Below are 26,022 nucleotides of genomic sequence, written 5' to 3'. Positions count from 1 at the left end.
ATGCTATCTTTTTTCGTTAAGGTGTATGAGTCCGGAACAATTGGTGTGCACCCGTTTCATACGATTATTCTATTGAACTTTTAGAACATCTTGGTTCTTGATTCTTGTATCTTGTATCTTTTTATAATGGATTCATGCTCAGTCGCAAACGGGGTATCTTTATGTGTAGATGCTCTCCCCTTGAAGTCCCGGGATATCCTAATTGCACCTCCGTGACCGTCGGGGTTGCATCCTGGTACGTATAATCCGGATCGCACAGAAATTGCTCCAGAATAGTCCAATCCTGTTCCCCCTTCTTTAGATCCCTTAAGAGGTCGTCGGATTCTTTCAACTGGTAGAGCGTATATTTGCCTTTCATTTCACCCATTTCGTTGACCGATCCCATGGCTTCGTACTTGTAGTTTCCCAATGCAAAATTAAACGAGCCGGCCAATGTGTCGTTCTTGACCTCTAACCGTAAATTGCGGGCTACATACGCTTCCACGGGAGTCCATGTGATTTTCCTTCCTTTTCCTTTAATAAATTCGCTTTTTCTTTTCCACTTGAATTTTTCGCAATTGATCACTACGGTTCCATTGATTTTATCATTGACAAATGTGGCGGTAATATTTTCCGAACCCGACCATATACTCCGGTCGGTTTTCTCCATCGACCATTTCCTGGTAAATTTGCCGTGTTTGATTTTTCTCCCGTCGGCACCCTTGTAATATTCGTAGCGTATCTTACAACCTGTATTCCGGTCGTGAAACTCTTCCACCTGGATTTTCTGTTTTGGACTTCCTCTTTCTTTCTTTTGCCTGTCCGGTATATTCCCCGGATAACAGAGACTGGTAAATAAAACGCTTACTGTCAGTAAAATCAGTTTAGTTCTCATATTTTATATTATTAAATCATCAAATCAGATAAATTACCAATTACCAATTACCAATTACTATATCCCATGTTCCAAATTCCACATCGTCAATTCCCCATTATCTTTTTTACCTTCTCTTTTCCAGAGGCCGTTTTTACCCGGACCAGGAATAGCTTTCCCTGTAACGCTATAGGATGGGTGTATTGGGAAAGATTGACTGAATGAACTGAAAATACCAGTCGTCCGTACAGGTCATACACCGATACGGCATCTATGTTTTCGTCTGATGTGACCTTCAATATTCCAGAACGGTACATTATATTGATCCCGTCTTCCGGATCTTCCTGTCCGATTGTTCCGGTTTCGCCGCCCAATTGCAGCACGAAGCGGTTCTTATCGACATATTGTTTGTCCAAACCCGATGCTTGTTGAGTAAAGCGATAGACCGGGCTGTGTACAAGGTCCTGCCTTACATTCAGGTGTTTGTCCACCAGGATCGCTTTTGCGCCGGTGGAAGCGGTAAACGCCGCTATATTCCGGAATTCAAGGGCCAGGCAGGAGTGTACATCGGAAGTTTTTACCCCTATGGGTACCTCATTTTCGCCTTGTCCGAGATTTCTGACCAAATAGGAAAGATCCCCACCGGAGGACATAAAAAATATTTCTGGCGCTTCGTGGCCCTCCGGCAGGATCATTTTCCTAATTTCGGTATTGTTCGTATTGCGATTATTTTGTAGTATGGCACAGTCACCCGATTCAATCCCCGCTTTCTGTATATGCACGGAAAGGGCGCCGTCTGCCGATCCGGAGCGGAGTCCGGTTACAGACGCATCCAAACCATTTTCCTCATTCTCCGTTTGCGACGGGAGGGTTACCGTAAACGGGAATGAAAGCGTGGTGACATTCGGTTTTACAGTCACGATAAAGGCTTTCCAGGCCGGGATTATACTGCCCTCTGTAAAATAGTGCTGTTCCCATATCTTTTCATCTTCCGACAAGAGTTTATATCCCTGCGAATCATCTATGTTTTCCGTATTCTCTTCGGCGAATGCCTTTGCGTCGATAGGAGCAAGGAATGGGTTGCCGACCATCACTTCGTTGCTGTCCCCCATGCCTTCCGTATTCAGCGGCATTTCATACACTGCGTTGGAGGGCGGTTCGTTCAGCTCTGTCTCATATACGAATCGGTACGCCTCGTCGCTGCGGCTCATCGATCCCAGCGGGGAATTGAGAAGTTTCAACGTCCTGGTGTCGAAATAGTAGAAATAACTCTTCTTTGCGAGGGCATCATAGTTGTGCGCGGTATAATGCGCTTTCAGGGACTCGTTTTCGAAATAGGGAATTTCGATCACCCCCTTAAGTCCTTCCAGGTTGGTTTGGTCTTTATGACCGACTTTTCCACTTTCGTATCCTGCCATTTTTACCGCGATGGCGTTGTTTGTGGTTGCGAGCGCCACGTCGTTCGTGGGGAACGCTTCAGAGAGATCCCCCTCCGCCACACTTCCGGGAGTCGTTACCGTAAACTGTGTTTGCCAGGAGAAGGGACGTCCCGCTAAGGAGAAATCCCCTGAGGCCATGCTTTTCAAAGGTGCGGCAAGTATATGCCATGCATCGCGCTGCAATATTTCTGCGTTTTCCAAAGAAAGGGGAGGTTGTTGTCCGCTTGCCGGACTATCCCCGTAATACCCCCAGTTGTAATTGATGTATGCCTTGTTGTATTTCAGTTCATGCTGGTAGTGCAGTTCGCTGCCGTACCTGAAAACGATCTCGTCCGCTTCGGGCTGTCCGTAATGGGTCCAGTCTGTATTTTCTTGCGTCAGCGAAGGATAGTTGGCCGCTTTTCCCGGAAGGTACACCTTCGTATAGTCCGCAGGTATTACTTCAATGGGGTTCTGTCCTTCCGGGTCTTTCGCCCAGTTCTTTACATTATTCCAGTCGCGGTCTTTTGTATCGGTCCTCCAATACAATACTATTCCTTCCGATTTATCAAGGACCTCTATTGTCCGGGTAATGGTGGTATCGCAATTGGCATCATGGTTCCAGATTGTTAATGAAATATTTTTCGTTCCGGATGATGAATAAAAAACTTCCACCCCGGCTTCTGTTGAGGTAGGGACTGATGCCCCTTCTCCGAAATTCCACAGATAAGTGGTGCTGAAATAATTATCCGGGTCGTCATCCGGGTTCAGTTTGATCGTGAAGTTATATGCTTTGTTTTCAAGTAACTGCTCAGGTGCGCTAAGAATATGGCTGAAGTTTTGCAGTTTCAGATACGTTTTGTCTGTTATCTTATATTGGTCTTGGTCAACAGTTAATGTGTATTCTCCGCTTTTTGTCGCTACAAACGTAGCTTCATTAGAAATTTCTTCTCCGTTATACAGCCATTTATATGATTTCGCATAGGGCGCAGAAAATGTATAACTATCGCCACAATGTGCTATGACGTCACTCTCGAAAGAGAATGTCCCGAAAGCCGAAAAATAACCATATAATGAAGATGTAGTGGCTGCTCCGAGAAAATATCCTAACGAAAAAGCTCCTTTGTCGTTTTCTATGGTACACACCCTGTTGCCTCCGCTTGCCTTGATGTCTACCTTGGCATATCGCCAATCTTCGAAGCCGACCTCGCCAACTGTAACTTTGAGGGAATCACCATCCATTACAAATCCATCTTTGGCCGATTCGCGAAATACCAAAAACATTGAGTTGATATTCATGTCTCCCTTAAAGAAAGTGATACGACGTGCCGATATGGAATACAAACTGGGCAGCAAAGAGCCGCCAACTTCGGATCCGGCAGCTGACTGGTGCATACAATATACCGGACGATTCGATGTCACGGAGTATGCCTGTGGATTTGTAGCTCCCACGCCTAAATTCCAAGAATAATATTTTCCTTTTTGAAGAGTTTGTTCCTCAAAATCGCCAACTTTTATAACGGTATTGTCTTCTACAGCCAATACACCGACATGATCGGTAACATTTCCCCCGTAAGAGAATCCTTTCACAACGATGTAATTTTGTCCGAGCTTGTTCACCGGAACCATTTGGTCGCCGATAGGATCAATGCTCGATTGACCCACAACTGAATTACAATCTTCAAAAAGCGTAACCGCAATAGGCTTGGTAGAAGTAACCCTGCTCCCTGTCAGTTGGGTATCAAATTTTTCTCCCCGCCACAACAAAGTCTGCCCTTTATTAAGTTTTTTAGTTTTCGAGGACCCACTATTCACGATACTGTTGTCGCTGAGATCTATCAGATTGCCATTGGCAGGTACCACTGTTACTTCAGTCTCATCCTCGGATGCGACAATCTGTATTTGACGAAAAGCATCCTCTTTGTAAGAAGCACCACTATTGACGTAAGCTTGTTGAAAAGGCATATAAAAGTCTTCTCCCAGCGCTTTCTTCCCTTTCAATGTGAATATTTCCTTTTGATTTCCCCCGTCAATCTGATAGTAAGCGGAGATCGGCGCTGTGGATGTGATAAGAATTCCTTTGTCTGTCACCTTCCCGGAACTTGTATAGGTATTCTCAACACTATCTACCTGTACATCTTTAAATTCAAATTTCCAATGAGACTTTGCATCCATAGACATTATCGTATCTGTTCTGGATTTGAAATACTTATTTTTCGGCATACTGATTGTAACCGTAGCGGGTTTGTCGCCCGTGGTAATCATCAAAAATGTTGGCCGGTCGGCATGTGATTTAGACGCATCGGGGGCAACGAACCAAAACTCAGTATTATCAGAGTCCTGCGCATAGAGTGAGAAAGAAAACACAGCAAGGAAAACCATAAGAAACATTCTGGAAAAGACATGCTTCCATCTGTCTCCGTAACCTATGCTCTTAGTATTTTCAAACTTCATAACCACATCTTTTTTATTAACCATACCAAATTTCTCTCATACCCTCACCCTCCTTTTAAAGTCAGAGTGATCAATAACCCATTATCTTTTTTACTTTCACTTTTCCTGAGGTTGTCTTTACCCGGACTAAGAATAGCTTTCCCTGTAACGCCACCGGATGGATATATTGGGTGAGGCCGACCGAACGGGTCGAGAATACTATTCGTCCGTATATGTCATACACCGAGACGGCATCGATGTTTTCGTCCGATGTGACTTTCAATATCCCCGAACCGTACATTATATTGATCCCCTCTTCCGGATCTTCCTGTCCGATTGTTCCGGTTTCGCCGCCCAATTGCAGCACGAAGCGATTCTTATCGACATATTGTTTGTCCAAACCCGATGCTTGTTGTGTAAAGCGATAGACCGGGCTATGTACAAGGTCCTGCCTTACATTCAGGTGTTTGTCCACCAGGGTTGCTTTTGCGCCGGTGGCAGCAGTAAACGCTGCGACATTCCGGAACTCAAGGGTGAGACGGGAGTGCGTATCAGACGTTTTCACCCCTATGGCAACCTCTTTTTCGTCCTGTTCAAGATTTCGGACCAAATAGGAAAGATCCCCGCCGGAGGAGATAAAAAATATTTCTGGCGCTTGGTGTCCCTCCGGCAGGATCATTTTCCTTATTTCGGTATTGTCCGTATTACGGTTATTCTGTAGTATGGCACAATTGCCCGATTCAACCCCTGCTTTCAATATATGCAGGGAGAGGGCGTCATTTGCCAAATTTGTATTATTAGATGAACGAGTGTGATTGGATACTTGTGCAGCCCTGAAAACCGTGGCTTCCAACGGGAACGACAGGCTGGAAACCCCCGATCCGCTCAACGTAACAATAAACGCCTTCCACGCAGGGATCGTGTCACTTTCAAAAGATTTTTGTTCCCATGTCAATCCGTCTTCAGACAAAAGTTTGAAACCCTGATCGAAAACTATTGCACTCGTATTCGCGTCGGCAAAAGACTGGGCGTCGATGGGCGCGAGGAACGGGTTACCGACCATTACTTCAAGGGTAGCCCCCATATCTCCGGTGTTCAGCGGCATTTCATAAGTTCCGCCTGCGGGAAGTTCATTCTGCTCCGTCTCATATACGAACCGGTATGCCTCTCCTGCCCTGTTCATTGATCCCAGCGGGGAGTTGAGCACTTTCAGTGTCTTGGTGTCGAAATAGTAGAAATAACTCTTCTTTGCAAGGACATCATAGCTATGCGCGGTGTAATGCGCTTTCAGCGAATCGCTCCCAAAATAGGGAATTTCAATCACACCCTTAAGCCCTTCCAGGTTGGTTTGGTCTTTATAACCGACTTTTCCACTTTCGTAACCTGCCATTTTTACCGCGATGGCGTTATTGTTTTCTTCAAGCGGTATATCGTTTGTTGCAAGCCCGTGGGGGAATCCACCTTCCGGCACGATTCCTCCTGCCACGTTTACTTCAAACATATTTTGCCATGAAAACGGATATCCTCCCAAGGAGAAATCACCTGAAGCCATCCTTTTCAAAGGCGCTGCAAGAGCGTGCCAAATGTTACGCTTTAGTATCACCCCGTTTTCCCAGGACAGACCAGGTTGTTGTCCGCTTGCCGGACTATCCCCGTAATACCCCCAGTTGTAATTAATGTATGCTTTATTGTATTTCAGCTTATGCTGATAGTGCAATTCGCTGCCGTACCTGAAAACGATCTCGTCCGCTTCGGGCTGTCCGTAATGGGACCAGTCGGTATTTTCTTCTGTCAGGGAGGGATAGTTCGCCGCTTTCCCGGGAAGATATACCTTTGTATAATCTGCCGGTACTACAGCGATCGGATGATTTCCCTCCGGGTCTTTTGCCCAGTTGTCCACATTGTTCCAGTCGTGGTCTTTCGTGTCGGGTCTCCAGTACAATACCACCCCTTCCGATTTATCAAGCACCGTAATAGTCCGGGTTATCACCGTATCGCAATTGGCATCCTGGTTCCAGACTGTCAATTCAATCGTCTTCCTTCCGGATGATGAATAGGCTACATTCACCACACGTTCGGTAGAGGTTACAACCGGTGTCCCCCCGGTATCCTCGCTATCGAAGAATTTCCATTCATACGCCGCAGGATAGTAATTATCCTTGTCGTTCTGGGGATTCAGTTCGATGGAGAAGTTGTACGGCTTTTCCTGGAGCAACTGTTCAGGTGCGCCAAGAATATGGTTGAAGTTTTGTAATTTAAGATAGGTTTCATCGGTGATCTCATAAGGATCCTGATTCACCTCCAACGTATAGGGCCCGCTTTTCGTCGTTTCGAATGTTGAAATATTTCCGGGATTAACGACTCCTTCGGGAACTGTCCATTTATACTCAAGTGCGTACGGCGCATCGAACTGATAGCTGTCTCCGCAATGATAGATGGTATCGCCGCCGAAAGAAAAAGTGCCGAAAGCAGACAGATATCCGTATAAAGATGATCCACTCTTTGTTCCGTTAAAGTAACCCAAAGCAAAAGCGCCTTTTGAGTTCTCAATAGTACAAACTTGCTCTTTTGTGGGGTCAGTCACAAGGTTTACTTTCGCGTATTGCCAATCATCAAATCCAATATCAACGGGATTGAAGGATGGAATTGATGCGCCATCCATGGTAAAGCCACTATTAGCGGATTTACGAAAAACCAGGAACATCGCATTTACCTCCTCAATTTTTCCCTTAATAAAGGTGATTCGCCGTCCCGATATGGAGTATAAACTGGGCATTAAAGCTCCGCCTATTTCTGTGCCGGCAGCTGATTGATGCATACAATACACCGGTTCTGTCGCGCTTATGTAATAGGCTTGTGGTTGATGATCTTTATCACCCAAAGGTATAGACCAAGATTCTCCGGCATTAAGGGTTTCTGTTTGTCCGTTCCATGTAACCTCCGTCCCATCCTTGACGGCAAGAATAAGAGCATGATCCTGAACAGCGGGATCATGGGTGCTATTATACTCTGAATACCCCTTGACGACTATGTAATTCTTTCCTAATTTATCTACGGGAACAAGTTGGTCTCCGATGGGATCGGCACTGGTGTTTCCTTTGATACAATCTTCGAATAATGTTATTGCAATCGGTTTATCCGCTTTAATATGTGAACCCGTTAAGATCGTTTCCTGCTTGTGCCCCCTCCACAAAAGGGTCTCTCCTTTTTGAAGTGTTCTGGTTACCTGAGTTCCCGCAGATATAGATTCAGTTGTTCCGATTGCCAGATCTCCCGTAGGAGTAATCGTAACCTTAGTGTCGTTCTCTGTTGCGACAATCTGTATCTGGCGATAAGGTTGGTTATTATAATCGTCCTTATTATTAATTGGATAGGCTGTCTGAAAGGGCATGTAAAACTCATCTCCCAGTGCTTTCTTCCCTTTGAAGGTGAATATTTCCCTTTGGTATATTTTGGTTCCCTCAATCTGGTAATAAGCGGATACCGGAGCAGTTGATGTTATCTGAATACCTTTCTTAGTGACGGTGCCGGAAGACGTATAAGCGTTTTCGATAAGATTCATTTGCTCTTCAGTCGTGAAATCGTATTTCCAATACGAATAGGCAGGAATTATAGAATCAATTGGTTCGAAAGAAGAATTCGCGGGCATGCTGATAGTAACTGTAGCCGGTTTGTCACCCGTGGTAATCATTAAAAATGTTGGTCGGTCTTCATGTGCTTCTGCCGCGTCGGGAGCGACGAACCAAAACTCCATATTATCCGAGTCCTGCGCATGCAACGAGAAAGAAAGCAGCGTGAGCAGGCCTGTAAAAAGTGCTCTGTGAAATATATTCATTTTCATAACCACATCTCCTTTGTTTACCAAATCAAAATTCTGAATACTTATACCCGCTAAATCCGGTGATTATTGAAATTCTTCCTCCTGGATGATCCAGTCTTCCCACGGTTTTACACCGATCTTGATATCCAGCGAGGTTTTACCATGAAATGTCACATTCACCTGCATAATGCTGTTGATTTTCGGCACGATAGGGATTTCTATGCCATTGGCGCTTTTCCCGAAATATTCCTTACCGCCTGACGGCATGGAAACACGCAACTTTAATTTGTGTTCCGTGGTATCCACGGCTGCCGGATTTTGCACCAATATGCCCTCTTCGTTCGTGATGAAAGCGTCATCGCCCCTATGGGCCGGCACGATAAAATTCAGCGTGTCGGCTTTACCTGCTCCATCAAACTCGAAATTTTCCCGTATCGGTTTATCCGAAACAGCCGGTGAATCCCCGTTCGGATATAGTTTTCCAGTCCATGCCAATGATGTGGGAACATCCAATAGTTCCGCATACGCCATAGCCTTGTTATCATCCGTGACCGGGTCGAAACCCTCGTAGTGTTTCAGGATTACTTGCACTTTGGCCACATTGCGGTATAGGAGCGTACTTTTTTCAGTGACTTCATCCTGTTTTATCACAACATCCCGCAGCAATCCATACCTCAACTCGGAAGGGGTCTGGGACAAAAATAGCCCGTCTGTTGTGACAGGCGTTTGCCACATGATTGCACTTCCCATTGGCGATAGGGGAGACGGCAAGGTGATGTTTTGCCGGATATACTCTTCCTTATCGCAGGTCAACAATACGATGTTCCAAGTGCCAATGGCTACATCCGTGGAAAGCTTGTTCCCTTCTTGCGTTACGTTCAGTTTTTTCTCCCAAAATCTGTCGCTGGCGTTGAACATATAAAGGGAGGTATTGGCCGCAAAGGTTTCCGCATTCGCCGCTCTCATTTGTAACGACAGGCGCGACTCGGCCGATTCTTGCGGATCGACTACGTTCCGGTCGTTGCAGGAAATTGTAAGGACGACCCACAACAAAGCGGTTACTACATACAAATGATGTGTGCCTGTTTTGAATGTGCTTGTATTCATCATCTCCTGAATTATTTATATATGTCGCCGGTCCATGGGAACAGGTTTGGCCCGACTGTTTCCTCTATTTCCATTACTCCATCCGTATCTTGCGACGAAAGAAAACCCGTCGCACGAAGCGCGCCAATTCCTGCCGATCTCGGATAATCGCCCACGTAACTTCCCAACCCTTTTATCGTTACTTTGATGCCATACTGGTTGTTCCGCTTGATAAAGTTATGATTGGCAGACCCTGCTCCTGCACGGTTGACAGTCACCACGTAATAGGCTTTCTTTACCTCCAATTCACTATCCTGCGTGTTCTTGTACTGGTATTTCACACCAATCACAAAACCGGTAGGGTATGTGTTGCTTTGGCTGTTCTCAAAGGCATAGAACCACAGAGGCACCTGATTATTTTCTATATCGTACTCCGGAAAATTGACAGGCTTACTGAGGTAGTCGGCATAGGTACTTTCGCCAGAAATATTGGAGAGTTTACCCTTCAGAAAATTATATCCAGGGATATTCCCGTGCACGAAAGAACCGTCCGGCCCTGTGAACCCGGTTTCTCCCGGGAAATAGGTGGAAGAAGTTTTTGCATTTATCATGAAAACGGTATCCACATACTGGTTGTAATCAGTTGTCTTGATCCCGTCAAATGTCAATTCTGCCGGGAGTTCGAACGCTATTTTCTGGATGGCCACCCTTGCCACAAGGCGTACCAGTTCAACGGGTTTCCCCTCGTTGAGAGGTGTTGCGCCTTCAGGCAGTTCTTCTTCAGTGTAACCCAGATATTGCTTTTCGCCTCCTTCGATAGTCAACCCAATAAACGATTGGGACATCACAAGATTGGTATAGCGATCCACCGGATCCTCACCCCCTATTGGGGTATCGCCGGATGATTCACCTTCCTGAAAGCCATATACTTTCTGGGCACTCAGATCCTCGAGTTTCGCCTTGAAAGAGGTCCGGTCGGTAACACCACTAAAATGCCCGTCCGGGGCATTGGCGATGATATAGATATCCCGTACGCCGGGAGTAAGCTCGATTTCCTTTATTTCTTCTAATTCCTTGTAATCTTCCCTATCCTGGGCGTCTTGCGTGTCTTTCAGTTCCCGATTGATGAATTTGCTTCCATCCAATTCATCGCTCCCGCTTTTGAAAACCAGTACTGCCAGGCTGTAGATCTTGCTTTCGCTTTCTACGTCAATTTCAGTCCCTCTTACTCCGTTTTCAGCCCTTGTTTGCGCAGAATGAAAAGAGATGGATAGCGAAACTCTATCCGTCGGCTTGAGGTCATCCGGTCCGTTTCCATCGGTGCAGGAGGGCATGAGCGCTGAGGCGGTAAACAGGCCGAAAAGCAGATATATGATATATTTACCGGGTTGTTTCATTATTGCAATACGTTTTGGTTTCAAAAAAATAAAATAGTCATATAGAACACGAGCGTACCGATAAAAATAAGTGGGGGCTCCCTCTGTGGGAGGCGCCCCACTCGTTTTGCTCTACCTCTTTGATTTATTCAATAATCGAAAATTCGGCGGATGCCATTTTCGGTGCTACAATGATATCAGGCGCATTGTCGGGTTTGGTGATGGAATCGATCCCTATCACAATTTTCTTCACACCCGAACTCTCCTGATTGAACAACACGATACCGTCCAGATTGATCGCACTGCGGTTCCCGTCACCCAATACCCTTAAATTATGCATATTGGTAAGGACGAAGTCTTTTCCTTCCCCAGCCGTTGTTTGGGGCAGGATAGAACATGCAATGCCGATATCTCCTCCTGTCGTATTGGTCAGGGGGTGCCCGTCGGATGCCCGCAGGAGGGCGAGTTTGAAAAATCCCGAAACGATATTGTTCATACGTCCGTGGTCTCCCAACGAGGTAATGCCGATGGTGGCCGGCTGGTCGATGATCATTCCCCGGCAACTGAGCACAGTTCCTTCAAACCCTATTGTTACATTATTGATCGTGAGTATATTGTTGAAATCAACTACTACCGATTTGGGTAATTCGTACCGGGTATCGATAAGCGTGTTTACATGGAACGAGCCGCTGGAAGCGCCTTTCCCGATGACAAGCCTCGGGGCGACGCCCATGTCGAAGTCTAGTTTGTCGGCTGTACCTTTCCCGTAATTACCTTCAATGATGATATCCGACCCGGTTGCATTGATCAGTTTTTGGCCGTTGGTTTTGAATATTCCCAATTCATATACCACATCCTTTTGTCCTTCCAGTCCGTTCTGCGTGTTTATCTGTTTTATCACAGCTTCCTGGTCTTCTATCGTGGCTACGCCGACCGGCTTTACCAAATAGCTATGTTCTACATTGGCCAAGTTCAATTCGAACATCTTTTGTCCTTCAAACAGGTTGTTGGTCTTGATGGGCACTTCAATATCCTGTTTGGTCATATAGCGTCCTGCGCCGTCGCTTGCAGGGATAAAGGAGAGGCTTCCCTTTACCGGGCTGTAATGGTCCTTTTGGTTTGCCGTCCCGTCTTTCGTGAAATATTCCACGCGTACCGGCATTGGTGCGCCCTGGTCTGAAGTGGGATAGCCCGTGAGGGTCACGCTGAACAGCGCGGTGATATATCCATCAACAGGTTTATTGATCTTTATATCGGATACATATAACCCGTGGCTTAATTTGACGAGCCTGTTCTTTACCCCTTTAAAGAGAATATCTCCGTTGGAAACAAATATGACCTCTTCGAAGGTGGTCTTACCTTCTTCCGTGGCATGACGGTCGAATAATAACTCGCCTGACGGTGATAACATGCAAAGCCGTCCCGAAAGGCTTTCGGCCAGAAAGATGCCGTTGGATGTGAAATGTACTTCATCGAAGTTCCCGTCCGTGGATTTCTGGTATGTCTGCCGTCCGTCTTTCGACAGGCCGGTGATGGTGCCTCTTCCGGTTGCGTTGTCGAAGCTCGCGATTACCGATTCTCCCGTAACGGCATTGATCCCCATACCGGAAATAGAACCGGAAACGATGTATTTCTGCAGTTCCGTACCGTCGTTACGTAAAAGGGAATAGTAACTTTTGCCGTCGCCACCGTTGCCTCCTACCAATAAGTTGCCGTTGTTTGTCATAAACAGGTGGTCGATCGTGGTATTGGATGAGGAAGGAACGATCTCCTTGTTGAATACGATATCCCCTTCCGGCCGTATCTTGATGACACGCCCACCGCTCACATAGCTGTTCCCGATAAGAAAGAGGAAATCATCCTGGGTTGTGATCATCCTGTTGACCGCAAGCCCTTCTTCGGGGAATTTGGTGACGAAAACCACTTTCCCTTTGCTGTCGAGGCTTGCAACCGAAGAGACCGTGCTTTCGGCGGAGGTGAATACGGCATGCACATATTCGGTCATACTGCCCAGCACTTCAAACCCGATGCACGGGCCGCTCTCTTCAGAAACATATTTATAGATTGACTGGCCTGTCGTATCGACCTTGGTCAGCATCCCCAGACGTACGCCTGCGGCATTTGGTTCATAGCCGCCTAAAATAAGGTTCCCGTCTTTGAGCTGGCCTCCACAAAAGAACTCACTGCCGTTGCTCCCAGCGTACACATCATTCAGGACGGTACCGGTATTGTCTACAATGACCGCTCTTCCGCAGATATTCTTTTCGGTCCTGCGGGATGTCCAATCCTGCGACTGTCCGATAATAAGCAATTTATTGTCGCCGATATGGTAAACATTGTTTACGATGGTAAACCTTTTGGGAAGCGCCTGGGAAAATAAAACCTCACCGTCTCTCTTCACCCATGTGACGGTCGTTTGCCGGTCGCTGTTCCCGACAAGCGCTACTTCCCCCTGCGAAACAGGACAGGTATGTTGATACTCCATATCATTGCCGTACGTTCTGTCGTAAACAATCGGCATGTATTGCGCCCGGGCATTTCCGCAGAGAAACAGAAACAGGATTGCCGAAAACGCTACTCTGATCACATTCTTTTTGTAGTTCATCGCTTTTTTCTTTTTATTTGATTGTTGCTATTATATCTACACGTCTTGCTTCTTTGGTCAGCCACACCGGTTTTTTCAATGCGATTGACAGAGGGATATTATCGAAAGTTTCCCCCTCTTCTTTCTTTAAATCGTCCAACAGGGGTATCATGCCTTTTCCTACAGTCTTCAGGTCGACATTGATCCCGGCTGAATTCAGGTAAGCGGCGACTGTGTTTGCCCTTTTTTCCGACAATTCCACATTGTATTTCTCTTCCCCGAACTCATCGGCATACCCTTCCATTAGAAGAGAGTCTATACGGCTGGTGTCCACATGGGCAATCCAGTCGTTGAGTTGTACCAGCGCCCTGTTGTTCAGTTCAAAAGAGTCAAAATCGAAGAACAGGCTTAGCGCAAGCTCTGAAATGGTATGCCTGGGCAATACCTCCACGCGGGGAGCGGCCGAAGGCAGGTTGTTGGTCGGGAGATTGATCAGATTGCTTAAAATCAACTTACTATCCGACATTGCGGACGATGAGGTTGAGGTCCCGAAATTGATGTTCCGCTCAAAATAATAGATGTCATCTTTGTTCGCAGGATTGCGATCTGAAATAATATAACCGCTGTTTTCATCGATCCTGAGCATGTTGAAATCGTTGAAAACCGTATTGACCGGATAGCTGAAATGCATTAAACTGCCTACGGTAACCTTTCCGTCCATATATTCTATGGCGTAGAGGTCATATCCTCCGAATCCGGTGTGGCCGTTAGAGGCGAAAATGAGTGAATTCTCAAAAAATGAGGGTGTAATTTCATCTCCTGCGGTATTCACGTGGGCTCCCAGGTTTACCGGCAATCCCCAGTCGTTTTTTTCTTCATCCCAGTGGATAACGTAAATGTCGTATCCTCCGTATCCTCCCGGCATATCGGAGGCGAACAGGAACGATTGGTCGTTATTGAACAGGAACGGGTGCGAATAAGAATGTTTTTCGCCGCCGGGGAAGAGTTCCGTAAACGATGACCATCCCTTGCGCCTGGTATTGTAGCGTGAGGAATAGAGTTTTGTCTGAAAGGTGTTAATTCCCTCATCGGTGATAGCGATACTTCCCCCTTTTTCGTAACGAACGCCGGTGATGATCATGCTCGCCAGGTCGTTCGACAGAGAAAGCGCGCCGTTTTGCATGGCCTGGGGGATCCTGTCCAACAGTGAGTTTTCACCTCTTTTCCCTGTTTCCGGACCGCCTGACGCTTTGGAGCCCAACGGGAAATACCGGGTGCGATGGTAAAACTTTTTGTGGGGATCATGGAAGCGGCTGTTGCTGGTCGCATAGAAATATTCGCCATTCACTTCGCCGACCCAGAATTCGGAGTTGGCCGTATTTATTTCTTCCAGCGCTTCCACATTGAATTCGGGTGCGCCGATAGGCAGGAATCCTTCTTCGTAATCGAACGCATGTAAAATATTCTGGAAACGCCGGTCGGAATGATACGCGTCGCGATAAGCGTATTTCCTGGCTACTCCGATCGCTTTCATTTTTTGTCCGGAAAAGCGCAAGGCATCCAGATAATTGCATACATCGGACGTGTCGAACAGATCGTCGTTTAATGCCATGGCGGCATCGTAGTGAGGTATTGCCGATACATACTCGAGCAGGGTCAGGTATAGGCGGGCCGTTTTCAGGTGCAATTTTGCCGAATAGTCCGGGCTCAGTATATTGTCTTTGAATGCCGTCTCATAGATCTGCATGGCTTTGTCGAAATCCTGCCGGGCGAATCCGCGGTCGGCTTTGGCTTCAATGCCACGGGCTCTCCGGTCTCCCTCTGCCGCCATTCTTTCGTCCTGCGACAGAACCTTGGCGGTGAAAATGACCATAAGGAGGACCACTAAGACAGCGTTACTGACGGATATTGTTCTATAATAGTTAGACATACGGCTTCTTTACTTAAAAATATTATAAATAATATGTACTCCGGCCTTGGTAGGGCCGACGTAGCCTCTTGTCTTTTTTATTTCAAGGGGAAAATTGGCGTATTCACCACCCAATTGGTACTTATCATATTGAAGATGCGCGTAACCCGCTCCTATGTTCACATCGAGCCTGAACCGGGCGGACAGGTAGAACTTGTATCCGCAGGTAATCCCGCTCGATACGCCCCATCCCTTATGGCGGTAGTTGGTTTTGCTTTCATCCTTTCTTTTCAACCCAATATTGAAATTGCCCGCCATAGCATAAGGACCGACATAAAATCCATCCCACAGGTCGTTCGTATAGTAATACCTGGGATTGATGTAATACCTGAAATCGACGCTTCCTATCAATGCCCGGAAAACTTCTTCGTTTTTCTTGAACATGTAAGGAGCCCATAAGACGTCGGCATTGACGGTCATTTGCCGTCCTACCGACCACTCAAAGCCTATATTGGGATTACCTGTCAGGGTGAGCGGGATGTTGGTTTTGATGGCTTGCGCACGGATAGTTTGACCGGCTAAAACCGGAAGAAGAAAAAGCCCCGATAATATAGCGTATCGTAAAAAATGTTTCATCTCCAAGTATATGTTTATTTAGTTATTTGTTGTTTAAATCCCCATGCCTCCATCGCCATGCTCTATTCCAGGATCCCATTGTTCGGGACCGTCTATTTCCAGTACCACGGTGCTGACTCCGTCAGTTCCTATATATATAGTTTGATTCATGTGGAGTGTTTCCGAAACGCCTAAGGGGAACGCATGTATAGAATTCCCGTCGTGGTCGATGAAATCCATCCACAGAGTGATGCTACTGCCTTCCTCTTCATCGTTCAGCGAGGGAAAAAAGTAGCCGTCTATGCCGAAATCATATCTTTCCAGATATCCTTCCAGCGGATTTTCGTAGGGGATGCATTCCATCATCACTTTATCCGACGGGGTATATCTGCCCGAACGCGTATGGATCGAATCGGTCAATAAGGCAAGGTTCTGGTAGGTGCCTACTCCGGTCGCTTCGATCTTTATGCTGCTTATATTATTATACGTCAATAGGGGATTGATATCCGTCAATTTTTCGAATGCTATGCAAATTCTTCCGCTATAACGTTTGTTGAAAAGGACGGTATCTGTTTTTATTGGCGCCGGATATTCGATTTCCGAATTGATGACATTTACTGAAAACTCGGTAAGGGAACCGGGATAGTGGTACTCGCCGTTATCGGATTCCGGCAGGCCGAATACAGCGCTCCGGTAAGATTCCACATCATTGAAACTGAGACCCTCTGTGTCGGCAAAACAATAACTCAAATACGATCCCGGGTACAGCCTGAAATTGAAATATCCCATTTTCATCCGGGGATTCTCCTGAAAGGGGAAACAGGCTGTCTTTTGTTTCTCCAGCATTTCTTTATAAATATAGATATGTATATCCTCTATCCTGTAGTCATCGGTTCTCAGTTCGGCGCATGCCTTGGGGGCATATATCATATAATTGGTCTCATCTTCGAAATAGTCGAAGGTACACGATGCGAAGAAAATAAGGCTGGTTATGAGGATGATCCCTTTTATCGTATTCATTCCTAATGTTTTATTTAGAGACAGACCAGGGCTTGGTGAAATCCTTTTCCCCCGCACGGTAGCCACCTGCGCGGTGGCGGGCTGGGCAGAGGAAAAGGCTGATTGTTAATTGTCGCTGCTTTTTATCGCTTCCGATAAAAAGATCAGATATCCATATTGGTATCTTCGATGATAGGATTCCATTCTTCGGGAGCGCCAATTTCGATAGTAAGGCCACCTTGTTCAGTCGGTCCATCGGGGAATTCGAGATACCCTGCCGATTTCAGCGTTAAATTGACTTCACGGATCACATTCCTGGTAAATGGGTCATTTATTTTTGCCCACCAAAATACACGTTGCGGTTTGGAAGCTCTTTTGCCATCGGCGTATGTGTAAGTCTCGCCTTCCTCAAGGTCAACCCAGGCAGAGATAATGATGAAATATTCTTTGTCCGTTATGTCCGTACTTTCGCCTCTACCTGCTACATTCGGGAAAATACGGATGTCATTCCAACGGGTGAACAGACCATCGATTATCTTAGGAGTACCATCGCCATTCGACTTGTACCCTTCCTGAGGATCGGCATCCATATAAGTCTTATCCCCGGTAGCGGCCACAAGTATCCTTGTGGTATCCGACTCGGCCGACATGCCGTTTGCCAAACTGAAATATTTGGGCAGGCACTGTACAACAATAAAACTGCTATCGGTGTCGAAATCAACCTTTTCCCTGTTGGCTTTATAGAAAGCCACTTCTTCAGGTGTTCCATCAAGTACGGTGGTGATATCGAAACGGGTGCGCATCAATGATATCTCTCGTTTGAGTGCCCCGGGCTTCACGTCCGCCGTCTGCCCTCCTTTAATACTTACTGGCACGTCAATAACCGTAAATATCTCTGATGGCTTTTCATATCCCTTTCGATCAGTAAAACCCACAAGGGTATCAGGCAGGTAGGGCAACTGTTTTTCTTTCAAATCCACAAGAAGGTCGCCGATTTTTGTGGCCTGATTGATATTACTACTGTTAAATTCGGTTCCCCAGGTTTGTCCCCCGTTAATTGACGTTGTCACGTTGTCTTTGCTGTTACTGGCATTGGCAATCAAAGCCAGCTTATAGTCTCCTAATGGGATGTTGGGGATATCGAAAACCCGCCCATCATTTGCTTCCGGATTTGTAGCATCGCCCGGTATCAGGGTTTTGGTAAATGTGATTGCCCCGTCCTCTTTATACAGGAACAGCTGTATCTGGTTCACATTGGCCCAACTGACCGTGGGAATCGCGGTCGATGAAGCGGCTCTGGTTGTCGCTTGCGCATTGGGTGTGACGCTTTCCCCTCCGAAGGAGATCGTCGCCCTCAACGTTCCTGTCTCCTTTGTTTCCTCATTGCCCGGCACATCATTGTTGTTGCAGGCCGTAAATAACAATATGGTTATTGTTATCAGACTAAAATAGATTTTTTTCATTTTGTAGTGATGAATTTAATTTAAAATATTGAACCTCTATGTATTAAAAGTGTGTAGTACTCCATAATTTGTAGGAAGTTCCGGATGAAATACCTCTTATCTCCTTAGTATGACATTTTGAATCGGCTTTTCTTATTCCGTCCTTTCGTATTGCACGTTCAACAGGGTACGTTTTAACTCGGGAGAGGGCGTAAATATTATACGTACGTTCTCAATGTTTTCTTTTGAGAATTTTTCAGGAGTATCTACACCTTCACTGGAGAGCGAAAGCCGTAATGTGCCGAGATCGCTCAGATTCACACTGTACCCTTTCGTTAAATAACGAGGAATTTCATCCCCCATCTTCTCTATCACATTCATTACCACGCTTCGCGTAAGGGGCGACCTGGCGGCGATATCCTTGCTCAACTGGTAGTTGTTTACCGTACCCACTTTTACAGGGCTGGCGTACCACTTGCGTTGTACTTTCGGTTCAAGCGGATTGGGCTTTTGAATTAGTTTGTACTTCATAGATCTCTTTATTTATGTAATTTGTTGTCAGATATAATCATTACCAGACCCGGACGAAAAAAATCCAGATTGGAAGTGCTTCTTTGATTACTCTTCATTTGTCTTTTTATTTTTAATAAATGTCTTAAAAATATTAAAAAATAAGATGCTCAAATCCCGAATAGATTGCATAATAATGGCCTCCTATTTTAACTTATGTTTCATTTTTGTTAAGTTAAAACCGGTTTTTTCTGTACTCAGACCGTTTTCCCCGGCTATCCACAGTTTTTTTGTATGTTTCGAATGTTGGGGGGCAAAATTTACTCTTGACCCGCGCCTTGATAATTCAATGGCAAACTTACATTTTTATATAGCTTATTGTTAGGATTAATTTTGTTAAATATAGGACGGAATGCGCTTTAACATTTAATGTTTATAGCATGATTTGCGCATTTATTTAATATAATATATTGATATTTAACTGTATGTTTGTGCTATCTTCCCTTTTGTTTGAAAAAAACGTTTTAAGCGATAAAAATCTTTTTTGTCTGTTTTTTATAATAAATGTGAATGTTTATTGATGCATTAATTTTGAGGCAAACGTTTGAATTGGGAGGGGGTAACTCCGATATGCCTTTTGAATACCCGGGAGAAATAATTCACATCGTAGATGCCGCATTCCGTCGCTACTTCTCCGATGGTCTTGTTTTGCGTGGAAAGGAGTTTCCTGGCGTGGTTCAGCTTCACCTGCAGGATGTAAACCGAGGAAGAATATCCTGTGGCGGCGTTCAGTTTCCTATTCAGTTGGGAAACACTGATGGCCAGTTCCTGCGCCAATTTCACGGAAGTGAAGTCCGGATTCTTCATTTCCCGGTGGATGATATCGGTAACATGGATCAGGAAGTCTGAATTGATATTGTCGCACGATGCTGCTTTCTCCTCTTTCAGCACGGTCCTGCGGTATTTCTCCCTTAACAGTTGACGATTCTCCAATAAATTTTCCACACGTACCTGTAACTCTTCCAGATGAAAAGGCTTTCGGATATAACTGTCGGCGCCGCTTTTTAACCCTTCGATCAGATCGGATTCCCTGTTTTTTGCGGAGATAATGATAACGGGGATATGGTTGAGCAGCGGCGACGCCTTCATCTCTTTGCATAATTCAATACCGCTTTTTTTCGGCATGACTGCATCGGTAATCACGATATCGGGGAGTTGTTTATTCAGAATATTCCATGCTTTTTCCCCGTTTGAGGCATAAATTATGTTGTATTGCTCCTGATGGAACATGGATCGGATATAGAGTGCAGTATCCTTATTGTCTTCCACCAATAAGATGGTAGGACGGGGATCATTTTCATTGGCTTCGGGTGTGATAAGTTCCTTGTGTTCCGTCTTTACCGGGGGCTTCACAATGGCCATGGTCGCAGGAGTATCCTTTTCGGGTTTCCAGTGGGGGAATAGCTGCTTTTCGTTTCTCCGGACAGGCATTTCAACCGTAAATGTCGTCCCTTTCCCTTCTTCACTCTCCACACGGATGGTTCCGCCTGAGATTTCCGTCAGCTGTTTGGCAATGGCGAGTCCTATTCCTTCGCCGGCGGGCGTTTCCGTGCCCACGTTCGGGCGTGTGTAATGCAGTTTAAAGATATGGGGCAGCATCTCCTTACTGATCCCTTTTCCATGATCGACCACTTTGATGATTACCTTTTTCCGGTCTTTTTTGTTCCTTTCCAGAGTAAGATAGATACGGCTACCCTCGTCGCTGTACTTGACGGCGTTAGAGAGAAGGTTGTGCAGTATCTTATTGAGATAATCGGGTACAAAATCAGTCTGGATCTCCTTTTCATCGCTGAAGAAGTACAGGTCGATCTCCTTCTGTCCGGCATAGAGACGGAAGGTTTCCGATACCATCTCAACAAAAGCGACGATATTGCCGGTTTTCCATTCTTCTGTCTTTTCGGCCGCATACAGATTGGCCACATCGAGCAACTGGTTGACCATCTCGGAGAGATACCTCCCTTGTCGCTCAATTGCATTAAGATAGGTGAGCGAGTTGTTGTTGGAGAAATCTTTCTGCTCCTGGAGCTGTTTGCTTAATCCGAGGATAATGGTGAGCGGAGCACGGAACTCATGGGTGATCTTCTTGAAAATATCGTTGTGCCGCTGCTCTGTTTGTTGCAGCATGCGGTTACTCTTTATCCGTTCAAAAAAACGTAGCAATATCATTGTGATGACCAACAGTAGGAGCGCCCCGATATATAAGCCTGTTCTTTCTGAATAAGTCTCAAAAGGAAATATGCTTAATGTGGGCAGGGTAATGGCCGCAGCCGGAACCTGGAATAATAAAGAGTTATCCGGCAATATACCGGATAAATGAAAGAAAAATAGATCCATAGCGCATGTTTACCGCTATTTAGTCGCGGATTTTAGTCTTGTGTTACCTGAATTAATCTGATTGGCCGGTTTGCGGGCAGGATGCCCGATTTCAATATGATCCGTTGTCCCCGGTCACCGGCAATAAAGTTAAAGAATCCGGACGGTAAGCCGCCGGTAGCATCCGTGATGATAATATATATATCGCGGATCAACGGGTAACCGCCTGACGGGAATTCAAGCGGGGATTCCCGGTGCGCCAATTCCAGCGCCAGCTGGTAAGGATAGGGCTTATGGCTGTTGCCGGGAGTAGCCTGCGCCGAACCGCTCACGGATACGACGTTCACGTTATCGATAAAACTGAGGTTTGTGGTATCGACAGGATTGGCGATCCAGTTCACACCCACAAATCCCAGCGCGTCCGGGTGCGAAGCGACATATTCGATCACTTTGTCATGTGAGTGTACCCGGGTTATATCGACTGACGAACTGTCTGACGACAACGCCTTCACATTCTTTCCGAAGGGACGGTTGTCGCAAAACGAGTCCTGTATGTAGCGGACCATACCCGAATAAGGGGTGTCGAACATTACGGTCAGAGAATCTAATGGGGAATCCGGATTTATCTGTTTCCAGCTCTTGATCTTACCTGTCAAGATATCCCTTATATCGTTGATCGTCAAAAGAGTGTCTTTGTTCTCTTTGTGGGTGACCAGGGCAATAGCATCAATCGCGATTTTCTGGCTGCGTACCCGCTGTTTCCGTTCCTTGAGGATGGCTTGCTCCTGCTCCGTTAACAAACGGGTCCCAATGACCAGCCGGATGCTGTCTTGCATCAGCAAATCATACGCATTCCATTCGGAAGTATAAACGGGGATGATCGTAGCATCACTGTTCAGCGACTCAAACACATTGATCCCTGCCTCAATAATGGGAGCAAAACTCTCGTCTACCGCTATCTGGGCAATGCCTGACGTCGGCGTATCGGATCTGCTATTCTTTTGATAGCAAGATGATAGAATAAGCGTACCGGTAATTAAGAATAATAGAAGTGCCGGTTTTATGCGATTCATTGCTCTTTCCATAACCTGTAACCTCTTAATATCCCATAAGCTGTAAAGATTACTCCAAATGCAATCCTTATCCCTGCAGGAATGCTTCCCCGGAACAAAGGGGTAAAGACCAATAAATAAGCAACCGATACATAGACGATGACCATCATTATGCCCCGGACCAGTGAAAAGCCTCTCTTAAAATTACCGGACTGTTTCCTGTTTTGCATTATTTTGTTCTTTACCCTTTGATCAATTTTGAACAGACAATGAAAAGCTAACTATGCAGCCTGAATTCTACCGGAAGGGTAAAATAGACCGCAACCGCTTTCCCTTTCTGTTTCCCCGGGATCCATTTCGGCATTGCCTGTACTACCCTGACCGCTTCACTGTCAAGCGAAGTATCAACGCCGCGAAAGATCTGGATATTCGATATGTCCCCGGTCTTGGAGACCACGAATTTTACGATTACCTTGCCCTGGATACCGTTCTCCTGGGCCATGACCGGATATCTGATATTTTCTGACAAAAATTTACTTAAAGCTTCCAGTCCGCCCGGAAAGGAGGGCGCCTGCTCTGCAAATTCAAGCGGTTTATCATCTTGGATCTTTTCCTCCACTACCACTTTGGTCTGTCGCAAGTCGCTGATATCGATCCCGTGCTGCTCATCCGTACCCATGACATCCGCGATGGAAATCTGGAGGGTGGAAGACTTCAATTCTTCCTGGGTTTTCATAAAATCATTGTCCGTTACTTCTTCGTCTTTGGCGATCACGGGCGGTACGAACTGGATGGTCGACTTCATCGGAGGGGGTGGGGGAGCATCTTCCTGTTTGATAATGCTTTCCTCGGGAACCTGCTCTTCAATCGGGAGTACCGACAACTCGACCGTTTCTTCCATGGGGCCGAGGTCTTTTTTTGTCAAGTCCTCCACCACCCCGTACAGTCGGGGCAGCATGGCGACGATAGCCGTAATGACCAATACAACAAAAAATGCGTAGGCGTACCTTTTGGAGGAAGTCTGGCGCAGCCTGTACGCCCCGTACCGTTTGTTCCTCCCCTCGAATACCAGGTCGCACCATTCCTGAGAGTTTAAGTTTATGAATTTATCCATATCGTGTCTTTTTTTATTGGTTGCTGGGCGCTAAATTCGCGTCGCCGAATGCCCCCTGGGTCCTGTAGTTCTCCACAAGGAAAAGGTCCCCTTCGGTCACATCCACGATGGCGTATTTCCCGACGCTGCATATCTGCATCTCGTCCAGCGCGTCCACCAAGTTCTTGTAGTTGGACGTCTCCATCGGCTTGATGATCACCGTGAGCGCGTCCACATCGCCTTTTATCTCCTTTGAGCGTTCGCGGAACTCCTCTTCCGTCATCCTGTTTCCCTTTTCCGCCCGTTCGAGTTTCAGGTCGCGAATCTTGGTCACCGCATCCGCGTTCCTTTCCAGCAGGATGCTCCTGAGCCCTTCATTGGAGGTGTTGGACGAATAGGTGGTTTCCTTCAGGACCGTATAATCGCTGTAGGCGCTCTCGTTGAGCTTCCCGAAGTAATAATATACCTTGTCGTCTTCCCCCAACAAAAGGGTGACCGCCTTCGATTCCTTCACCTTTGGCGCCTCTTCGTCCTCCACTTTCTGGTCGGAGGGCATCGCTATCTCCATCACCTGCGGTTTTGAAAGCGTGGTGACGAGCATGAAGAACGTGATTAGCAACATGTTCATGTCCACCATGGGGGTGAAATCGACCCGTAGGGTCTCCTGTTTGGGTTTTCCTTTCTTTACTTCTCCCCCGCCTGTATCAATACTTGCCATATCTTTTCAAATAAAAGTTAAAACCCTTCCGGCGCGCCCCTGAGGACGGTCACCAGGCTGTAACGGTTGGCCTTTATCTTCACCAGGTCCTTCATCACGCCCTCCACGAGGGGGTAGGGGGTGGTCTGGTCGGCCTTTATCGTTATCTTCATTTCACTGTCTATTTCCCTTGCCTTCCGTACCCAGTTGATGAACTGGTTGTCGGTGCTGTCGTTTGGAATGCCGTACTCCCTCATGGCCGCGTCCTGTTCCGCGAAAGGCAGGTCCAGGAAAGCCGGCAGGCGGTTCATCGGGACCCCGATATAAGGCTGTTCCAGGAAAGCCTTCTTCTGCCTGTCGTCCAGCGCCACGCCATATTCTGCCGACATCTTCTCCAGTGCCTCGAGGCGTACCTCGGGGCGGTCGATGTTCACGAATACCTTTCCCCGCAGGTCCACCAGTATATTGATCACGTTGTAATCCGGGACCTTTATCTCCATCACGGAAGCCGGGGCGGTGACCCTTACCGGTTCCAGGGGGAGGAAGGTTGAAGTAAGCATGAAGAACGTGAGCAGGAGCACCGTCACATCGCTCATGGCGGTCATGTCGATATAGACGCTATGTTTCTTTACTTTAGCCATTGTTGTTTTTTTAATTACTTAACCCGAAATAAAACAGCCATGTTATTTAATCAAGCCCCCGTGGGTTTTGACGAACGACTGTCCTATGGCGAATCCTATTTCATCGATTGCATTGGTCATTTGTTGGATCCTTCCCGAGAAATAGGTGTAGGTGATGATTGCCAGGGCGCCGGTACCGATACCCAGTGCGGTGTTCATCAGTGCTTCCGAGATACCGACGGCCAGGGCAGTTGAGTCGGGCGCGCCCTCGTGTCCCATCGCCGAGAAGGCCCTGATCATCCCCAATACGGTACCGAACAGGCCGAAGAGCGTCCCCAGCGTGGAAATGGCTGCGATGATGTTGAGGTTCTTCTCGAGGTATGGCAACTCGAGGGTGGTGGCCTCGTCGATCTCCTTCTGGATGAGTTCGGCCTTGTCGGCGTTGGTGATGTTGGGGATGTCTTCCACGTCCTTGTAGCGTACCAGTCCTTCCCTCACGATATTGGCGATGGAGCCTTTCTGATCGTCACAGAGTTCGGTTGCCCCATTGATATCTCCCTTGTCGATCAATTTCTTTGCCTGTAATACGAACCGTTCGTTCTTGTCCTTTCCGCTGGCCCTGTTCATTGCAAACAAACGCTCGATGGAGAGGGTCAGTACGGTTAATAACAGGGTGATGACCAGGGGAATTACATAACCTCCCTGGTAAAGGATACCGAACACGTCCCCTTGCAGCGGATGGCCTTTGTCGTCGAAATGGCTTGGATGACCACACACCCAGAAGAAGAAAACCGAAGCGATAATCGCACTTCCAAGGATAATTAAACCGGCTGAAACTCCTTTACTTTTTGATTGTCTTTTTGTCTCCATAATGCAATTCAATTTAGTTTTAGTTTTGATTGTGAATTTAGTTTATATTTAATAGTTCAGTCATGCGCATTGCCTGTGGACACTACAAAGAGCCCCCTGACTGTGGAGGCGGGTAGTTTAAATATATAGTTTCATTGAAATACGCGTCAAAATCGAGTACAATGATAAGACTTTTTTTTGCATTTATTCCATAGTTTTTTTATGTTAAAAAATCATATCATATCGCTGACAGGTTGGAGAGAAATAATTTAACTAATATTAACTATGTTGGG

General features: G+C 46.4%; 18 protein-coding genes. All 18 read right to left on the bottom strand.

Annotation, left to right across the window (positions count from 1 at the left end; all coding sequences use genetic code 11):
• Positions 1 to 121 precede the first annotated feature (121 nt).
• The 18 genes from F597_RS0100705 to F597_RS0100620 all read right to left on the bottom strand — a co-directional run bounded on the left by F597_RS0100705 (position 122) and on the right by F597_RS0100620 (position 25,750).
• On the bottom strand, positions 122 to 874 hold the full coding sequence (locus F597_RS0100705) for a hypothetical protein (protein WP_019537784.1): 753 nt from the start codon (positions 872 to 874) through the stop codon (positions 122 to 124).
• An 86-nt stretch (positions 875 to 960) separates the two neighbouring features.
• Positions 961 to 4,725 (bottom strand): T9SS sorting signal type C domain-containing protein, encoded by a 3,765-nt coding sequence (locus tag F597_RS0100700; RefSeq protein WP_026326969.1) that lies wholly within the window; start codon positions 4,723 to 4,725, stop codon positions 961 to 963.
• Between the two features lie 70 nt (positions 4,726 to 4,795).
• Positions 4,796 to 8,545 (bottom strand): T9SS sorting signal type C domain-containing protein, encoded by a 3,750-nt coding sequence (locus tag F597_RS0100695; protein ID WP_019537782.1) that lies wholly within the window; start codon positions 8,543 to 8,545, stop codon positions 4,796 to 4,798.
• Between the two features lie 63 nt (positions 8,546 to 8,608).
• Positions 8,609 to 9,634: a FimB/Mfa2 family fimbrial subunit gene (locus F597_RS0100690; RefSeq protein WP_019537781.1), complete on the bottom strand. Its 1,026-nt coding sequence runs from the start codon at positions 9,632 to 9,634 to the stop codon at positions 8,609 to 8,611.
• An 8-nt stretch (positions 9,635 to 9,642) separates the two neighbouring features.
• On the bottom strand, positions 9,643 to 11,007 hold the full coding sequence (locus tag F597_RS0100685) for a fimbrial protein (RefSeq protein ID WP_019537780.1): 1,365 nt from the start codon (positions 11,005 to 11,007) through the stop codon (positions 9,643 to 9,645).
• Positions 11,008 to 11,131: 124 nt separating this feature from the next.
• A complete protein-coding gene (locus F597_RS0100680; RefSeq protein WP_019537779.1) occupies positions 11,132 to 13,591 on the bottom strand; it encodes a Calx-beta domain-containing protein in 2,460 nt (819 codons plus the stop codon).
• 13 nt (positions 13,592 to 13,604) lie between these two features.
• Complete coding sequence (locus tag F597_RS0100675; protein ID WP_052319797.1) at positions 13,605 to 15,500, bottom strand: OmpA family protein; 1,896 nt, start codon at positions 15,498 to 15,500, stop codon at positions 13,605 to 13,607.
• A gap of 9 nt (positions 15,501 to 15,509) precedes the next feature.
• Entirely contained in the window at positions 15,510 to 16,115 is a 606-nt protein-coding gene (locus tag F597_RS0100670; protein WP_019537777.1) for a DUF3575 domain-containing protein, read from the bottom strand.
• 33 nt (positions 16,116 to 16,148) lie between these two features.
• Complete coding sequence (locus tag F597_RS0100665) at positions 16,149 to 17,114, bottom strand: hypothetical protein (protein ID WP_019537776.1); 966 nt, start codon at positions 17,112 to 17,114, stop codon at positions 16,149 to 16,151.
• A gap of 143 nt (positions 17,115 to 17,257) precedes the next feature.
• Positions 17,258 to 18,556, bottom strand: coding sequence for a FimB/Mfa2 family fimbrial subunit (locus F597_RS0100660; RefSeq protein WP_139224121.1), 1,299 nt, complete (start codon positions 18,554 to 18,556; stop codon positions 17,258 to 17,260).
• Between the two features lie 132 nt (positions 18,557 to 18,688).
• Positions 18,689 to 19,066, bottom strand: coding sequence for an HU family DNA-binding protein (locus F597_RS0100655; protein ID WP_019537774.1), 378 nt, complete (start codon positions 19,064 to 19,066; stop codon positions 18,689 to 18,691).
• Between the two features lie 564 nt (positions 19,067 to 19,630).
• Positions 19,631 to 21,439, bottom strand: a complete 1,809-nt coding sequence (locus F597_RS19865; protein WP_019537773.1) for a hybrid sensor histidine kinase/response regulator transcription factor — start codon at positions 21,437 to 21,439, stop codon at positions 19,631 to 19,633.
• Between the two features lie 32 nt (positions 21,440 to 21,471).
• Positions 21,472 to 22,491 (bottom strand): PstS family phosphate ABC transporter substrate-binding protein, encoded by a 1,020-nt coding sequence (locus F597_RS0100645; protein ID WP_019537772.1) that lies wholly within the window; start codon positions 22,489 to 22,491, stop codon positions 21,472 to 21,474.
• Positions 22,488 to 22,700 (bottom strand): hypothetical protein, encoded by a 213-nt coding sequence (locus F597_RS19860; RefSeq protein ID WP_019537771.1) that lies wholly within the window; start codon positions 22,698 to 22,700, stop codon positions 22,488 to 22,490. The genes F597_RS0100645 and F597_RS19860 overlap by 4 nt, the downstream gene beginning before the upstream one ends.
• A gap of 47 nt (positions 22,701 to 22,747) precedes the next feature.
• Positions 22,748 to 23,584, bottom strand: coding sequence for an energy transducer TonB (locus F597_RS0100635; protein WP_019537770.1), 837 nt, complete (start codon positions 23,582 to 23,584; stop codon positions 22,748 to 22,750).
• 13 nt (positions 23,585 to 23,597) lie between these two features.
• Complete coding sequence (locus F597_RS0100630) at positions 23,598 to 24,281, bottom strand: ExbD/TolR family protein (RefSeq protein WP_019537769.1); 684 nt, start codon at positions 24,279 to 24,281, stop codon at positions 23,598 to 23,600.
• Between the two features lie 17 nt (positions 24,282 to 24,298).
• The gene (locus F597_RS0100625) at positions 24,299 to 24,901 is read right to left on the bottom strand and encodes an ExbD/TolR family protein (RefSeq protein ID WP_019537768.1); all 603 of its coding nucleotides are present in this window, start codon (positions 24,899 to 24,901) and stop codon (positions 24,299 to 24,301) included.
• 42 nt (positions 24,902 to 24,943) lie between these two features.
• Positions 24,944 to 25,750 carry a MotA/TolQ/ExbB proton channel family protein gene (locus F597_RS0100620; RefSeq protein WP_019537767.1) on the bottom strand — a complete coding sequence of 269 codons (807 nt, stop codon included), beginning with the start codon at positions 25,748 to 25,750 and terminating at the stop codon, positions 24,944 to 24,946.
• Between the last annotated feature and the right edge of the window lie 272 nt (positions 25,751 to 26,022).

This window comes from Proteiniphilum acetatigenes DSM 18083 (assembly GCF_000380985.1).
Lineage (GTDB): Bacteria > Bacteroidota > Bacteroidia > Bacteroidales > Dysgonomonadaceae > Proteiniphilum > Proteiniphilum acetatigenes.
This window is presented reverse-complemented; position numbering and strand designations above follow the sequence as displayed.

Coding starts and splice junctions, on each gene's coding strand:
- F597_RS0100705 (WP_019537784.1), bottom strand. CDS start 874: ATGAGAACTAAACTGATTTTACTGACAGTAAGCGTTTTATTTACCAGT.
- F597_RS0100700 (WP_026326969.1), bottom strand. CDS start 4,725: ATGAAGTTTGAAAATACTAAGAGCATAGGTTACGGAGACAGATGGAAG.
- F597_RS0100695 (WP_019537782.1), bottom strand. CDS start 8,545: ATGAAAATGAATATATTTCACAGAGCACTTTTTACAGGCCTGCTCACG.
- F597_RS0100690 (WP_019537781.1), bottom strand. CDS start 9,634: ATGATGAATACAAGCACATTCAAAACAGGCACACATCATTTGTATGTA.
- F597_RS0100685 (WP_019537780.1), bottom strand. CDS start 11,007: ATGAAACAACCCGGTAAATATATCATATATCTGCTTTTCGGCCTGTTT.
- F597_RS0100680 (WP_019537779.1), bottom strand. CDS start 13,591: ATGAACTACAAAAAGAATGTGATCAGAGTAGCGTTTTCGGCAATCCTG.
- F597_RS0100675 (WP_052319797.1), bottom strand. CDS start 15,500: ATGTCTAACTATTATAGAACAATATCCGTCAGTAACGCTGTCTTAGTG.
- F597_RS0100670 (WP_019537777.1), bottom strand. CDS start 16,115: ATGAAACATTTTTTACGATACGCTATATTATCGGGGCTTTTTCTTCTT.
- F597_RS0100665 (WP_019537776.1), bottom strand. CDS start 17,114: ATGAATACGATAAAAGGGATCATCCTCATAACCAGCCTTATTTTCTTC.
- F597_RS0100660 (WP_139224121.1), bottom strand. CDS start 18,556: ATGAAAAAAATCTATTTTAGTCTGATAACAATAACCATATTGTTATTT.
- F597_RS0100655 (WP_019537774.1), bottom strand. CDS start 19,066: ATGAAGTACAAACTAATTCAAAAGCCCAATCCGCTTGAACCGAAAGTA.
- F597_RS19865 (WP_019537773.1), bottom strand. CDS start 21,439: ATGGATCTATTTTTCTTTCATTTATCCGGTATATTGCCGGATAACTCT.
- F597_RS0100645 (WP_019537772.1), bottom strand. CDS start 22,491: ATGAATCGCATAAAACCGGCACTTCTATTATTCTTAATTACCGGTACG.
- F597_RS19860 (WP_019537771.1), bottom strand. CDS start 22,700: ATGCAAAACAGGAAACAGTCCGGTAATTTTAAGAGAGGCTTTTCACTG.
- F597_RS0100635 (WP_019537770.1), bottom strand. CDS start 23,584: ATGGATAAATTCATAAACTTAAACTCTCAGGAATGGTGCGACCTGGTA.
- F597_RS0100630 (WP_019537769.1), bottom strand. CDS start 24,281: ATGGCAAGTATTGATACAGGCGGGGGAGAAGTAAAGAAAGGAAAACCC.
- F597_RS0100625 (WP_019537768.1), bottom strand. CDS start 24,901: ATGGCTAAAGTAAAGAAACATAGCGTCTATATCGACATGACCGCCATG.
- F597_RS0100620 (WP_019537767.1), bottom strand. CDS start 25,750: ATGGAGACAAAAAGACAATCAAAAAGTAAAGGAGTTTCAGCCGGTTTA.